Raw genomic sequence first — 12,934 nt, forward strand, 5'->3', positions numbered from 1 at the left:
GGTCCATTCACCCCGGTCACGGCACGAGGTTACCGTGGCGTCACAAAGACCTTTGGGATCGTTAAGCCCTCGCATTTCGTCAGGTGACGTCGGCGTGCCCGCGCACGCTGGAAGGAGCGCATCCATGGCCGCAGTCGGTCGTCCCCGCCGGTCCTGCCTCGCGGTACCCGGCTCCAGCGTCAAGATGCTCGGCAAGGCCCAGGGGCTCCCCGCCGACCAGGTCTTCCTCGACCTGGAGGACGCGGTCGCCCCGCTGGCCAAGCCCGACGCCCGGAAGAACATCGTCGCGGCGCTCAACGAGGGCGACTGGTCGGGCAAGACCCGCGTCGTCCGGGTCAACGACCTGACCACGCCGTGGACCTACCGGGACGTCATCGACGTGGTGGAGGGGGCCGGCGCCAACCTCGACTGCGTCATGCTGCCCAAGGTGCAGAACGCGGCCCAGGTGCAGTGGCTCGACATGACCCTGACCCAGCTGGAGAAGACGCTCGGCCTGGAGGTCGGCCGGATCGGCATCGAGGCGCAGATCGAGAACGCCGCCGGCCTGGTCAACATCGACGCCATCGCGGCCGCCTCGCCCCGGGTCGAGACCATCATCTTCGGTCCGGCCGACTTCATGGCCTCGATCAACATGAAGTCCCTGGTGGTCGGCGCGCTCATCCCGGACTACCCGGGCGACCCCTACCACTACATCCTCATGCGCATCCTGATGGCGGCCCGGATGCACGACAAGCAGGCCATCGACGGCCCGTTCCTGCAGATCCGCGACGTGGACGCGTTCCGCGAGGTGGCCAAGCGCTCGGCGGCGCTCGGCTTCGACGGCAAGTGGGTGCTGCACCCGGGCCAGATCGACGCCGCGAACGAGGTCTACTCGCCGGCCCAGGCCGACTACGACCACGCCGAGCTGATCCTCGACGCGTACGAGCACTACACGTCGGAGGCGGGCGGCCGGCTGGGCGCGGTGATGCTCGGCGACGAGATGATCGACGAGGCGTCCCGCAAGATGGCGCTCGTGGTGGCGGCGAAGGGCCGTGCCGCGGGCATGACCCGCACCTCGTCGTTCACCCCGCCGGCGGAGTAGTCCCCGCCCTCCCGGCATCCGTGCCGCCCCGGTCCGCGCCGGGGCGGCACCGTCGCGTCAGTAGGTGCTGCTGCCGGACTGGGAGATCGCGAAGACGATGACCGCCACGTAGAAGAGGACCACCAGCAGGTAGAGGCCGGTGACGATCCAGCCGACGATGATGCCGGCCTTCGCCATGCCCTCGCCGCCCTCGCCGGTCTCCCGGATCTGCTTCTGCGCGACGTGGCCGAGGATCGCGCCGATCGGCGCGGTGATGCAGGAGCCGATGCCGACCAGGGCGAGCACCAGGGCGGCGATGGCGAGGCCGTTGGTCCGCAACGAAGGCGCGTAGCCGTAGTTCGGGTAGGGCGGCGGGTAGGCGGCGGGGCCGGGCTGCCCGGCGGCGTGCTTCATCCCGGCGTACGGGTCGCCGCCCGCGTACGGGTCCGGCGCGTACGGGTCGGCCGACGCGTACGGGTCGGGGCCGGTGGGCTGGGCGGGGACGGGTTGACCGCTCACCGGGAGGGCGGGGTCGGCGGGTGGGCTCGACTGCTGGCCCGACCACGCCGGGTCGTTCCAGCCGCCGGAGGGCGGGGGATATGTCATTCATCTGCTCCGTAGGGTGCGGGGTGCGCCCGTCAGGGTAGTCAGGCCTGCCCAGACCCCGAGGTGTCGCCACCGGGTGTGCCGCGTTGCCCGGGCCGGAGGAAGCGGGCAGGATCCTGGCATGGTGATTGACGCGCGAGCCGCGGACCGCTCCGGCAGCCGACCGAGACGGGACGCGAGCCGCCCCGGCGTGGCCCGGCGCACCCGCGCCGCCGCCCAGCCGGGCACCGCCGGCATCGACGAGCCCGCGCCGCTGCCGGACCCGGTGACCCTGCGCCTCGACGGGAAGGTCGCCCTGGTCACCGGGGCGGGCAGCCCGGACGGCATCGGGTACGCGACGGCCCGCCGGCTGGCCGACCTCGGCGCCCGGGTGGCCATCGTCTCCACCACCCGACGCATCCACGACCGGGCCGGCGAGCTGGGCGTGACCGGCTTCGTCGCCGACCTCACCGACGAGTCGGAGGTGGGCGCGCTCGCCGACGCGGTCGCCGAGCAGCTCGGGGACGTCGAGGTGCTGGTCAACAACGCCGGCCTGGCCAGCCGGGCCAGCCCCGAGGTGCTGCGCCCGGTCGCCCAGCTCAGCTACGACGAGTGGCGCGGTGAGATCGACCGCAACCTCACCACCGCGTTCCTGTGCAGCCGCGCCTTCATCGGCGGCATGGCCGAGCGGGGCTGGGGCCGGATCGTCAACCTGTCGGCCACCGCCGGGCCGGTCAACGCCCTGCCCACCGAGGCGGCCTACGCGGCGGCCAAGGCGGGCGTGGTCGGGCTGACCCGGGCGCTGGCGATGGAGATGATCGCCGACGGGGTGACCGTCAACGCCGTCGCACCGGGCACCATCCACACCGCGGCCTCCACGGTGGCGGAGATCCGGCAGGGCCTCGGTACCCCGGTCGGCCGCCCCGGCACGCCGGACGAGGTGGCTGCGGCGATCGTCTTCCTCTGCTCGCCGGCCGCCTCGTACATCACCGGGCAGATGCTGGTGGTGGACGGCGGCAACAGCGTCCGTGAGGCCGAGTTCCGCTGAGCTGCGGGCTCAGTAGTTGGGGCCGTTGTTGCCGGCGAGGGCGATCAGCGCGATCCAGCCGCAGCAGGCCAGCACGCCGAGCCCGGTGATGACGTAGCTGAGGATGAGGCCCCACGTGGCGAGCTGGTCGCCCTCCTCGCCCGTCGTGCGGATCTGCCGCTTGGCCAGGTGCCCGAGGACGATGCCGATCGGGGAGAAGACGAACGCGAAGACCAGCGAGAGGATGGCGAGCACGTTCGTCCCGCCGGCCCGGGGGCCGGACGGCGGGCCGTACTGCCCGTAGGGCGTCTGCGGGGTGTACGGGGGCTGGTGCCCCCACTGCTGTCCGTGCGGCGGTTCACCGGGCTGCTCGTAGCTGGGCTGCCCGTACGCGGGCTGCTGGTGGGCCGGCGGCTCGTAGGACGGTGGTTCGTAGGGCGGCTGCTCGTGGGACGGCGGCCCGTACGACGGCGGCTCCGGTGGGGGCTCGTAGCTCGACGGGTCGTGCCCCGGCGGGGGCTCCCAGGGTGACGGCGACCGGTCCGGATCGGGCGGCCCCGACGACGGTGGCTGGCTCACGGTCTCCTCCTGCCGGTGGCGGATCGCGTCCCCTCTTGCCGGACGCTACCCGCAGCGGTGAACCTTTTCACAGCGGTTGTGTGGACTGGTCACCTTGGCCTCGACCGCCGTGCGGCCAATACTGACGGAGCGTTCAGTTACCCATGAGTAAGGCGCCGACCCCCGGAGGCTGAGATGGCCCGACTCGCCCAGACGCCCGGCCTGACCGATGTGCAGCGGTCGATCCTGGAGACCGTCCGGGAGTTCGCCGACAAGGAGATCATCCCGCACGCGCAGCGGCTGGAGCACGCCGACGAGTACCCGAGCGACATCCTCGACGGGATGCGCGAGATGGGCCTCTTCGGTCTCACCATCGACGAGGAGTGCGGAGGGCTCGGCGAGTCCCTGCTCACCTACGCGCTGGTGGTCGAGGAGCTGTCGCGGGGCTGGATGTCGATCTCCGGCATCGTCAACACCCACTTCATCGTCGCGTACCTGATCTCCCAGCACGGCTCCGCCGAGCAGAAGGCCCGGCTGCTGCCGAAGATGGCGACCGGCGAGGTGCGGGGCGCCTTCTCCATGTCCGAGCCGGAGTGCGGCTCCGACGTCTCCGCGATCAAGTCGAAGGCCGTCCGGGAGGGCGACCGGTACGTCATCAACGGCCAGAAGATGTGGCTGACCAACGGGGCGTACTCGTCGGTGGTGGCGACCCTGGTCAAGACCGACACCGGTGCCGACTCCGTCTACGGCAACATGAGCACCTTCCTGCTGGAGAAGGAGCCCGGCTTCGGCGAGACCGCGCCCGGCCTGACCATCCCCGGCAAGATCGACAAGATGGGCTACAAGGGCGTCGAGACCACCGAGATGGTGCTCGACGGCGTGACCGTCGATGAGTCCGCCGTCCTCGGTGGCGCGGAGAAGGTCGGCCGCGGCTTCTACCAGATGATGGACGGCATCGAGGTCGGCCGGGTCAACGTGGCCGCCCGCGCCTGCGGCATCTCCATCCGCGCCTTCGAACTCGCCGTCGCGTACGCCCAGCAGCGCCACACCTTCGGCCAGCCGCTCGCGAAGCACCAGGCCGTCGCCTTCAAGCTCGCCGAGATGGGCACCAAGATCGAGGCGGCCCACGCGCTCATGGTCAACGCCGCCCGCCTCAAGGACGCCGGCCAGCGCAACGACGTCGAGGCCGGCATGGCCAAGCTGCTCGCCTCGGAATACTGCGCCGAGGTCGTCCAGGAGGCGTTCCGCATCCACGGCGGCTACGGCTACTCCAAGGAGTACGAGATCGAGCGCCTGATGCGGGAGGCCCCGTTCCTGCTCATCGGCGAGGGCACCTCGGAGATCCAGAAGACGATCATCTCCCGCGGCCTCCTCAAGCAGTACAAGCTCTGAGGTAAGGAAGGGCACCTTCCTGACGCCTCAGGTGGAGGAGGGTGCCCTTCCTGGCACGTCGGCACCGGCAGCGGGCTCCGGTGCGGTGACCGGCCCCGCCGCCAGCGCCTGCGGTCGTTCCCGGTACGCCTCGATCGCGGCGGCCAGGCGCTGTTCCGGCACCGCCACGTCCCGGCCGCCGACCACGGGCGCCGGCTCCAGCGACCGCCACACCCTCGGCCGCAGCCGCACCCCGGCGAGCCGGCCGTCCTCCCGGTGCAGGCTCACCCGGTCGATGTTGGACCAGTCGTACCGCCGGCGGCCGTGCCGGATCCCGCTCGCCGTGAGCGCCAACCGACCGGTGAACCGCACGCCGGAGTAGGCGACGACGCCGCCCGCTGCCGCCACCGCGACCAGGAGCACCAGCCGTACGACCCGGGCCCACTGCGGGTCGGCGGGCAGCGACATCGTCACCACCAGCGTCACCGCCGTCGCCCAGGCCAGGGCGGTGACGAGGTCGACCCAGCCGGCCAGGGACCGCCGCGCGACCAGACCGGGTTCGATCCCGTCCAGGCCGGCCACCCGTTCCCGCCAGACCAGCCGGGCGTCCTGCCGCGGACACCACCGCCGCAGCAGCGCGGTCACACCGACGAAGAGCCAGAAGACACAGACATCGGGCTCGAAGCGGGGAACCCGGAACAGTGCGGCGGCCATCGGCACCGTCACCATTGCGGCCACTGTCGCGGCCAGCAGCCGGCGGGACCAGAGCCCGTCGTCGCGCTTCGGCAGCCGGCCGGACAGGCGGACAGACATGGCCGCAGGGTACGAGCCGTCGACAACGTGCGGGCCCGACCCACCGCCCAGCCGACTCGGGCAACCGCCACGGCGCGGGACTGACCGCCGCGCCGGGACTCCTCGAACCCGGTCAGCCCAGCCGGGTCAGGCCGGCGGCGGCGCGCTCGACGATCAGGCAACGGTCCTCGACGTAGTCGACGCCCGCCTCCGTGGCGATCCGCCGCGCCTCGGCCGAGACGATGCCGAGCTGCAACCAGACCGCTGGCGCGCCGATCGCCACCGCCTCGCGTACCACGTCGACCGCGTCCTGCGCCGGCCGGAACACGTCGACCAGGTCCACCGGGTGCGGGATGTCGGCAAGCGACCGGTAGACCCGCTCGCCGAAGAGCTCGTCGGCCGTCGGGTTCACCGGGATGATCCGCCAGCCGTACCGCTGCATCTGCAACGGCACACTGTGGGCGGCCTTGCGCGGGTCGCGGGACGCGCCCACGACGGCGATCACGGCGGAGTCGGCGAGGATCTGCTGAGCGGAGCGCACCCGCCGACTCTAACCCCGCCGCTCAGCCGCCGCCCGCGAGCGAGTGACGCAGCCGGGCGTGCTCATCGGGCGTGCCGATCGCCGCCCGGTGCTCGGGATGCGCGGCGTAGTGCTGGATCGCCCCGGCCAGCAGGTCCGGCGCGACATCCAGCTCGCCGGTCTCGACGACGACGTGGCGGCGCGAGGCAAGCCCTCGTTGCCGGACCAGGTCACGGCTGCGCACCGGCAGCCGCAGTAAGCCGGACTGCCGGGACGGCCCGCCCGCAGCCGCCGGGTCCAGGGCCTCCCACGGTACCCAGGTGTGCCGCAGCGGGTCGCCGGCGGTGATTCCGGCCGGGGTCAGCGCGACCGTCGGCACCCGGCGCCACAGGGCGACCGACAGCAGAGCGGCGAACGGGCCGGTGATGCTCGGGTAGAGCCACCACATCCCGTCCTGACCCGAGCTGAGCTGGTAGGTCGTCGTGTAGGCGAGGAAGGCGAGCAGGATCCAGCGGAAGCTCACCCGGCCCTGGGGCGGGCCGAAGAAGGTCTGCTCCCGCTCGTCCACCCGCAACTCGGCGGCACCGGGCCGCCCGAAGACGCGCATCAGGCTCACCAGCAGCGCGACCAGCGGCAACAGCGTGAGCAGGGCGGCCGGACCGTCCGTGCGGCGCGCCCAGCCGGCCGCGACGCCCCAGAGCACTCCGGCGGCCAGCGCGACCGCCACCGCCACTCGCTGCCGCCGCAGCGCCCGGACAGTCGTCTCCCGCACGCCAGCAGCGTATCGGCAGCCGTCTACAGGAGAGTGAGCTGCTCGGCGGGCGGCGGCGCGGGCGCCGGTCCGGTGCGGCGGTGGTCGTCGCCGCGCTCGCCCCGGGGCAGCCCGTGCCGGCGTGCCGCGATGCGCACCCGCGCCGTCAGTTCCCGCTGGTAGGACTGCGGGGCGTACGCGCCGGAGCGGTAGAGCTCGCGGTAGCGGGGGACCAGGTGCGGGAACTCGCGACCCAGCCAGCGCGCGTACCACTCCCGGGCACCCGGGCGCAGGTGCAGCGCCAGCGGCGTCGCGCTGGTCGCCCCGGCGGCGGCGATGGCCGCCACGGTCGCGTCGATCGACTCGTCGTCGTCGCTGAGCCCGGGCAGGATCGGCGCCATCAGCACGCCGACGTCGAAGCCGGCGTCGGCCAGCGCCCGAACGGCGTCGAGCCGCCGCCTCGGGCTGGGGGTGCCCGGCTCCACCGCCCGCCAGAGCCGCTCGTCGACGAAGCCCACCGAGTACGACACGCCGACCCGCGTGACCTCGGCGGCCTGGCGCAGCAGCGGCAGGTCACGCAGGATCAGCGTGCCCTTGGTGAGGATCGAGAACGGGTTCGCGAAGTCGCGCAGCGCCGCGATGATCTGCGGCATGAGCTGGTAGCGCCCCTCGGCCCGCTGGTAGCAGTCGACGTTGGTGCCCATCGCGACGGGCGCGCCCCGCCAGCGCGGCGCGGCCAGCTCCCGCCGGACCAGCTCACCGGCGTTGACCTTGACGATGACCTTGCGGTCGAAGTCCGCCCCGGCATCGAGGTCGAGATAGGTGTGCGTGTTCCGTGCGAAGCAGTTGTGGCTCACGACGCCATCGGCGATGAAGTCGCCGGTGCCGGTCGTGATGTCCCAGAGGGGCAGTTCCAGCCCGAGGGGCTCGATGCCGACCACCCGGAGAGCCGCCTGACATTTCAGCGCCGCTCCGTCGATCGACCGCTTCCGGGTGATGGCCGGGTCGGTCAGGTGGAAGAACCGTAGCCGCTCGCGTAGCCCGCCGGTCAGCCGGATGTTTCGTACGCGGTTCGCGCGGCCTAGATCTTCGACCACGCTCGTGAAGCCGAAGTGGCTCAGCGCCGCCGACGTCTGGTCGAGGATCTCGTTGCTGCTGTTGCTGATCCGGAGAACGCCCCGGCTGCAACTGCCCTCTGCGTCGAAGATCCCGGCGAGGAAGCCCAGCCGCCAGTCGTCGGTGGGATCGTCGGGCCACCGCACCAGGGCGGTGATGGCCTCGATCGAGCGCTGCCGGGACGTCCGGATCGCGGAGATGGCTCGTCGCGTCGCACTTGCCGGGGTGTACGCGAAGCTGTCTGTCTTCACCCCGGCGCTGTCGAGGAAGCGCTTCGTGCGACCCAACGCCTCCTCGTCAGCGAGCGCCAGGCGGAACCGGTGCACCACCCCGTAGGAATAGCGGTACGTACCGAGGGTCGCGTCGCCTCGGATCATTCCGCAGAGGTAGCCCCGCCGGTAGTCGGCCGAGTCCTTCGGGCCCGTGGCGAAGCGGCCGGTGCCGATCAGGCGGTTGTTCGTCGTCAGGTAGGGGCGTTGCCCCGCGCCATTCATCGCGCCGGTCACGTGTTTCCAACCGCGGTCGGAGAGAAACCGGTGGTCGCCGCTGGCGATCAGCGTCGTGCCGTCCGCCAGGGTGACCCGGTAGGCCGGCTTTACGGTCGACCATTTGGCCAGGACCGTGGTGACGACGTAGCGACGGTAGGCACCACGACGCTGCGTGCCGTAGATCCGGTCACCGATCTCCAGCTCGCTGATCGGCTTCGCGCGTCCGTCTGCCATGAGGATCGGCGTCTCGCCCGAGAGGCAGTAGACGCACGCGTGCGAGCAGCCCCGGTAGGGGTTGATCGTCCACTCGAACGGAACCCGGGACGTGCCGGGCACCTTGTTGATGATCGACTTGGCCTGCACCTCGTAGAACGTCATGCCGGCGAAGCCCGGCGTGTCGAAGGTGCGGGCGACCGCTCCGGGCAGCGCCAGCGGCAGGGGTGGTGTCGCCGGCGCTGCCCGGTCGGGGACTCCCTCGTCCGGGGGAGCGGCGAGGTTGTCCCAGCGCATGGCCCTCATTCGAACACGCGTACGAGCGGAACGCAAGCGACCCGCCGTGTTCCCGCCCACCTCGCGGCACCGTGCGCGCCCGGCGGGTGGAGGATGGGGGCATGGAGAGGTCGACGTTCGTCTACGACGGGGACTGCGCGTTCTGCACCCGGTGCGCCGAGTTCATCGACCGGCGCATCCCGACGGGCGTGCGGGTGGTGCCGTGGCAGTTCGCCGACCTCGACGCGCTGGGCCTGAGCGAGGCCGAGTGCGAGGAGGCGGTGCAGTGGGTGGGCGTCGACGGCTCCCGCGCGGCCGGTCCGGACGCCATCGCCAGGCTGCTCCGCGACAGCGGTCCGCTCTGGCGGGTCGCGGGCGCCGGCCTCGCCTTCCCGCCGGTACGCGCCGCCGCCTGGCCCGCGTACCGCTGGGTGGCCCGCAACCGGCACCGGCTCCCCGGCGGCACGGCCGCCTGCGCGCTGCCGCAGGAGGCGCGGGAGCGCCTCTACGGACCGTCCGGTCGCCCGGCCGCCGACGCCTGACCCGCGAGTGCCGGCGCCGCGCCGGCGGTCGGCCCGGTGCCCCGCCCCCGCCGGGCGAACAGCCGGCGTGCCCAGACGACCGGCCGGACCCGCTCCAGCGGCAGGAAGCTGGTCATCGCGGCCAGGTGCGGGGCGAACGAGATCGTGATGGTCGCGACGGTGACCAGGTGGAACGAGTAGAAGAAGCCCACCGTGGCCAGCCGCCAGCGCTCCCTGAGCAGGAACACCACCGGGCTGAGCAGCTCGAACGCGACGATGCCGAACTGGGCGACGATCAGCAGGTACGGCACCGAGGCGATCAGGTCGGCCAGCTCGGTGCCGCGCCGCAGGATCGCCCGGGCCAGCACGGAGCCGGTCAGCCAGTCCAACCCGCCGAAACGCAGCTTGGCCCAGGCGGCCAGGAAGTACGTGCAGATGACCGCGATCTGGGTGACCCGCAGCGCCCAGCCGCCCGCCTCGGTGCGGGTGGTGTCGCCGTGCCGGGCCCGGCCGGCGGTGGGCAGCACGGCCAGCGCGACGAGCAGGCCGAACCGGTCGTGGTCGACCTTGCCGTAGCTCATCGCGACGATCATCCACTCGAAGTAGAGCGCGAAGACCGCCCAGCCGAGCAGGCGTGGTGCCCGGCCGGTCGCGGCGAGCAGGGCGAGCAGCAGCAGGGCCCAGAAGACGACGGTGACAAGCGTCTGGGTCGGCGTCGGCAGGGGCAGCACCCGGCCGACCAGCAGCGGCTGGTAGAGCTCGCCGGGCACCGCCACCCGGGTGCGTACCCAGGGCGTGAAGACGACCAGGTCGGCGGCGACGAAGAGGTAGATCAGCGTGCGGAAGGCGGCCACCCGGCCGCGGGGCACCGCCTCGGTCAACCAGCGGCTCATCGGTCCGCCTGCCAGGCGACCACGGTCTCGTCGGTCCAGCGGCCGGTGGGTCGCCCGTCGCGGATGCCGTGCCAGCGGACGACGATGCGGACCTCGACCAGCTCCGCCGCGTCCGGGTGGCGCTCGGCGTACGCGTCGGCGACCTCGGCGAGCAGCGCGGGGTCGGTGGCGTAGCGGCTCTGCTGGCCCTCGATCTCGGCCCGGCGGATGCCGGTGGCCCGCTCGCCCAGGTCGACGACCGCTCCGTTGCTGTCCACGCCCTCGACGCGGGTGTCCGGGGCGGGGGAGTTCGGCGGGTTGGACGTGGAGTACATCCGGAACGGGCCGAACGGGAAGTGGTCGTCGGTGCCCCAGGCGGTGCCGGCCGCCAGGACGGCCAGGCCGAGGGCGGTGACGGCGAGCCGGACGGCGCGACCGCGGGTGGTCAAGGTTTCCATCGGGTCGTGACGATACGGGATGTACCGCCCGCCTCGGCTCCCTCCGACGGCCACTTCCCGCTGGCCGGCGGGCCAGGGGGCCGCGTTCCGGGCCCAGGGCGGAGGCGTGTCCACGGGCGCAGGGCGGAGGTGCGTGTGCCGGCCCGCACCCCGTCACCGGCCGGGTGGACGACGACGGCCGGGCCCCGTCGGGGCCCGGCCGTCGTGGAGCGCTGCGGCTCAGTGGCTGTGCCCGGCCAGCTTCTCGCGGACGTCGTCCATGTCGAGGGCCTGGACCTGCTCGATCAGGTTCTCCAGGGCGGACTCGGGGAGGGCGCCGGGCTGGGCGAAGACGATGACGCCGTCGCGGATCGCCATGATGGTCGGGATCGAGCGGACGTCGAACTTGGCGGCCAGCTCCTGCTGCGCCTCGGTGTCGACCTTGCCGAACACGATCTCGGAGTGCTTGTCGGAGGAGCGCTCGTAGACCGGGGCGAACCGCTTGCACGGGCCGCACCAGTCGGCCCAGAAGTCGACCAGCACGATGCCGTCGCTGCCGGTCACCTCGTCGAAGTTTGCCGTGGTCAGCTCTACGGTTGCCATGAGAATCTCCGATCGGCGCGGAATAGCTACGTCTGGTGGAACCAGGGCGTACCTCGTGGAATTCCCGGCCCGCCTCCGCCGAAACGTGCTCGTCACGGCGTTGCGCAGGTCACGTTCACATCGATGACGATGGTTCCTGCTCGCCGTTGCGGTACGCAAGTGCACGACGCATTTGCGTGACCGGTCGTGATGGGAGCGTTTCCAAGGAGATCGACACGATTGACCGGAACGAATGAGCAATCAGGCGGTTGACAAGCGGCAATCCGGCGTGTGGAGATCGCCGAGGTCCGGGCGGCCGGGCACGCACAGTAGTGTTACGAAAAGGTAAATGTGACCTCCGTCTCTGTTCGGTTCGCCTTCCCGTACGGCAGAATCTTCCGCATCAGAGCGTGGGCGGCGGGTGCCGGGGAGGGCCCCGCCGCTCATTGCGTCTCCCCCCGGTTGTGGCGGTGTGACATTTCCGCACGCCCCGCGCCCCGCGCCTCGCCTTAACACTCCATAAGGCATGCTGTGCCGAACTCCATCGCCGCCCGTCGAAGGGGACAAGGATGCAGTTCGGCCGCTACTACGAGGAGTTCGAGGTCGGCGCGGTCTACCGGCACTGGCCCGGCAAGACGGTCACCGAGTACGACGACCACCTCTTCTGCCTGCTCACCATGAACCACCACCCGCTGCACATGGACGCGCACTACGCCGAGACGGCGAGCCAGTTCAAGCGCAACGTGGTGGTCGGCAACTACATCTACTCCCTGCTGCTGGGCATGTCGGTGCCCGACGTCAGCGGCAAGGCCATCGCCAACCTCGAGGTGGAGTCCCTGCGGCACGTGGCGCCCACCTTCCACGGCGACACGATCTACGGCGAGACCACCGTGCTGGACAAGCGCGAGTCGTCCTCCAAGCCCGACCGGGGCGTGGTCTCCGTGGAGACGCGGGGCTACAACCAGGACGGCACGATGGTGTGCGTCTTCCGCCGCCGGGTGATGGTCCCGAAGAAGGAGTACGCGGGGGCGGCGGTGCCCGAGGGCGTCGACCCGGAACGGCCGAGCTTCCCCGAGCCGCGCTGACCGACGGGCCCCTTCTCATCCGGGTTCCGGGTGGTAGGGGCCCTTTTTCCGATCCGGGGCATATGCTGGCGCCGGAGGTCCCCATGAGCCACTCCGTCGCCGGAGAGCCGTCCTCTGCCGGCCGCCGTGCCGCACCGCTGACCACCGCCGTCTACTCCGCCGCCGAGTGGGACCTGCTGACCAGCCTGCCCGGCCGCGTGATCGTGGCCGCCGCCGCGCCCGGCCCCGGACGGCCCCACCCGGGAGTCGCCGCCGGGCTCGCCGGCCTGGACGCGGTCGCGGCCGGCCGGGCCTTCGACAGTGATCTCGTACGCGCGGTGGTCGCCGCCATCTACGCCCGGCACGACGGGGCGGGCGATCCCGTCGAGCGCCTCACCGACGTGGTGGACCTGCTCGCCGCCTGCCGGGCGGCGACCCGGGTGCTGCGGCGGCGGGCCGATCCCGCCGACTCGGCCGCGTACCGGCAGTGGGTGCAGTCGGTGGCGGCCCGGGTGTGCAGGGCGGCGACGGCCGGCGCCCCGGGGCTGCCGCCGGCCCCCGCCGACCGCCGCTTCCTCGACCGGCTCGGCGGCGCGCTGGGGCTGCGCTGAACCGCCCCGGTCGACCCGGCTGTCCGCCCGGTCGGTGCCGTCCCGCGTCGGCCCGGTCCGGTTGCCGCGCCGGGGTCGAGGCCCGGGGCG

At 72.3% G+C, this 12,934-nt stretch carries 15 protein-coding genes; 6 read left to right on the top strand and 9 right to left on the bottom strand.

All coding sequences use genetic code 11. The features are described 5' to 3' along the window. Nucleotides 1-124: 124 nt before the first annotated feature. Entirely contained in the window at nt 125-1,081 is a 957-nt protein-coding gene (locus ACN27A_RS25450; RefSeq protein ID WP_132231620.1) for an HpcH/HpaI aldolase/citrate lyase family protein, read from the top strand. A gap of 57 nt (nt 1,082-1,138) precedes the next feature. Here the strand turns inward: ACN27A_RS25450 and ACN27A_RS25455 are convergent, their stop codons facing one another. After that, nucleotides 1,139-1,666, bottom strand: coding sequence for a DUF4190 domain-containing protein (locus tag ACN27A_RS25455; protein WP_421457133.1), 528 nt, complete (start codon nt 1,664-1,666; stop codon nt 1,139-1,141). A 121-nt stretch (nt 1,667-1,787) separates the two neighbouring features. On the opposite strand from ACN27A_RS25455, the gene ACN27A_RS25460 reads away from it, so the two are divergent. Further along, a complete protein-coding gene (locus tag ACN27A_RS25460) occupies nt 1,788-2,693 on the top strand; it encodes an SDR family NAD(P)-dependent oxidoreductase (RefSeq protein WP_311410655.1) in 906 nt (301 codons plus the stop codon). A 9-nt stretch (nt 2,694-2,702) separates the two neighbouring features. Here ACN27A_RS25460 and ACN27A_RS25465 read toward each other — a convergent pair whose 3' ends face one another. Continuing rightward, entirely contained in the window at nt 2,703-3,251 is a 549-nt protein-coding gene (locus ACN27A_RS25465; protein ID WP_421457134.1) for a DUF4190 domain-containing protein, read from the bottom strand. 174 nt (nt 3,252-3,425) lie between these two features. Here ACN27A_RS25465 and ACN27A_RS25470 point away from each other — a divergent pair, with 174 nt between their 5' ends. Beyond that, nucleotides 3,426-4,622, top strand: coding sequence for an acyl-CoA dehydrogenase family protein (locus ACN27A_RS25470; RefSeq protein WP_421457135.1), 1,197 nt, complete (start codon nt 3,426-3,428; stop codon nt 4,620-4,622). A gap of 27 nt (nt 4,623-4,649) precedes the next feature. On the opposite strand, the gene ACN27A_RS25475 is transcribed toward ACN27A_RS25470, so the two are convergent. The 4 genes from ACN27A_RS25475 to ACN27A_RS25490 form a co-directional block, all read right to left on the bottom strand. Further along, on the bottom strand, nt 4,650-5,414 hold the full coding sequence (locus tag ACN27A_RS25475; protein WP_421457136.1) for a hypothetical protein: 765 nt from the start codon (nt 5,412-5,414) through the stop codon (nt 4,650-4,652). Nucleotides 5,415-5,526: 112 nt separating this feature from the next. Beyond that, entirely contained in the window at nt 5,527-5,934 is a 408-nt protein-coding gene (locus ACN27A_RS25480; RefSeq protein WP_121396731.1) for a CoA-binding protein, read from the bottom strand. A gap of 22 nt (nt 5,935-5,956) precedes the next feature. Further along, nucleotides 5,957-6,685 (bottom strand): hypothetical protein, encoded by a 729-nt coding sequence (locus ACN27A_RS25485; RefSeq protein ID WP_421457137.1) that lies wholly within the window; start codon nt 6,683-6,685, stop codon nt 5,957-5,959. Nucleotides 6,686-6,708: 23 nt separating this feature from the next. Next, nucleotides 6,709-8,787, bottom strand: a complete 2,079-nt coding sequence (locus tag ACN27A_RS25490; protein WP_421457138.1) for an intein-containing Rv2578c family radical SAM protein — start codon at nt 8,785-8,787, stop codon at nt 6,709-6,711. A gap of 92 nt (nt 8,788-8,879) precedes the next feature. Between ACN27A_RS25490 and ACN27A_RS25495 the strand changes: the two genes are divergently transcribed. Continuing rightward, nucleotides 8,880-9,299: a thiol-disulfide oxidoreductase DCC family protein gene (locus ACN27A_RS25495; RefSeq protein WP_421457139.1), complete on the top strand. Its 420-nt coding sequence runs from the start codon at nt 8,880-8,882 to the stop codon at nt 9,297-9,299. Here ACN27A_RS25495 and ACN27A_RS25500 read toward each other — a convergent pair. The 3 genes from ACN27A_RS25500 to trxA all read right to left on the bottom strand — a co-directional run bounded on the left by ACN27A_RS25500 (nt 9,263) and on the right by trxA (nt 11,190). Then, entirely contained in the window at nt 9,263-10,171 is a 909-nt protein-coding gene (locus ACN27A_RS25500) for an HTTM domain-containing protein (protein ID WP_421457140.1), read from the bottom strand. The genes ACN27A_RS25495 and ACN27A_RS25500 overlap by 37 nt on opposite strands. Beyond that, entirely contained in the window at nt 10,168-10,608 is a 441-nt protein-coding gene (locus ACN27A_RS25505; RefSeq protein ID WP_421457141.1) for a hypothetical protein, read from the bottom strand. The genes ACN27A_RS25500 and ACN27A_RS25505 overlap by 4 nt, the downstream gene beginning before the upstream one ends. A 219-nt stretch (nt 10,609-10,827) precedes the next feature. Further along, nucleotides 10,828-11,190: a thioredoxin gene (gene trxA / locus ACN27A_RS25510; protein ID WP_151454943.1), complete on the bottom strand. Its 363-nt coding sequence runs from the start codon at nt 11,188-11,190 to the stop codon at nt 10,828-10,830. A 548-nt stretch (nt 11,191-11,738) separates the two neighbouring features. On the opposite strand from trxA, the gene ACN27A_RS25515 reads away from it, so the two are divergent. Both ACN27A_RS25515 and ACN27A_RS25520 read left to right on the top strand, forming a co-directional pair. Further along, entirely contained in the window at nt 11,739-12,254 is a 516-nt protein-coding gene (locus tag ACN27A_RS25515; RefSeq protein ID WP_421457142.1) for a MaoC family dehydratase, read from the top strand. A gap of 62 nt (nt 12,255-12,316) precedes the next feature. Further along, nucleotides 12,317-12,844, top strand: coding sequence for a hypothetical protein (locus ACN27A_RS25520; protein WP_192581417.1), 528 nt, complete (start codon nt 12,317-12,319; stop codon nt 12,842-12,844). Nucleotides 12,845-12,934 lie beyond the last annotated feature (90 nt).

The sequence above is a fragment of the Micromonospora sp. WMMD737 genome (genome assembly GCF_049179055.1).
Classification (GTDB): Bacteria; Actinomycetota; Actinomycetes; order Mycobacteriales; family Micromonosporaceae; genus Micromonospora; species Micromonospora reichwaldensis.

Bases quoted from the DNA above. Each gene is read 5' to 3' on its own strand.
- trxA (WP_151454943.1), bottom strand. From the start codon at position 11,190: ATGGCAACCGTAGAGCTGACCACGGCAAACTTCGACGAGGTGACCGGC.
- ACN27A_RS25505 (WP_421457141.1), bottom strand. From the start codon at position 10,608: ATGGAAACCTTGACCACCCGCGGTCGCGCCGTCCGGCTCGCCGTCACC.
- ACN27A_RS25495 (WP_421457139.1), top strand. From the start codon at position 8,880: ATGGAGAGGTCGACGTTCGTCTACGACGGGGACTGCGCGTTCTGCACC.
- ACN27A_RS25520 (WP_192581417.1), top strand. From the start codon at position 12,317: ATGCTGGCGCCGGAGGTCCCCATGAGCCACTCCGTCGCCGGAGAGCCG.
- ACN27A_RS25460 (WP_311410655.1), top strand. From the start codon at position 1,788: ATGGTGATTGACGCGCGAGCCGCGGACCGCTCCGGCAGCCGACCGAGA.
- ACN27A_RS25515 (WP_421457142.1), top strand. From the start codon at position 11,739: ATGCAGTTCGGCCGCTACTACGAGGAGTTCGAGGTCGGCGCGGTCTAC.
- ACN27A_RS25475 (WP_421457136.1), bottom strand. From the start codon at position 5,414: ATGTCTGTCCGCCTGTCCGGCCGGCTGCCGAAGCGCGACGACGGGCTC.
- ACN27A_RS25500 (WP_421457140.1), bottom strand. From the start codon at position 10,171: ATGAGCCGCTGGTTGACCGAGGCGGTGCCCCGCGGCCGGGTGGCCGCC.
- ACN27A_RS25470 (WP_421457135.1), top strand. From the start codon at position 3,426: ATGGCCCGACTCGCCCAGACGCCCGGCCTGACCGATGTGCAGCGGTCG.
- ACN27A_RS25455 (WP_421457133.1), bottom strand. From the start codon at position 1,666: ATGACATATCCCCCGCCCTCCGGCGGCTGGAACGACCCGGCGTGGTCG.
- ACN27A_RS25490 (WP_421457138.1), bottom strand. From the start codon at position 8,787: ATGAGGGCCATGCGCTGGGACAACCTCGCCGCTCCCCCGGACGAGGGA.
- ACN27A_RS25450 (WP_132231620.1), top strand. From the start codon at position 125: ATGGCCGCAGTCGGTCGTCCCCGCCGGTCCTGCCTCGCGGTACCCGGC.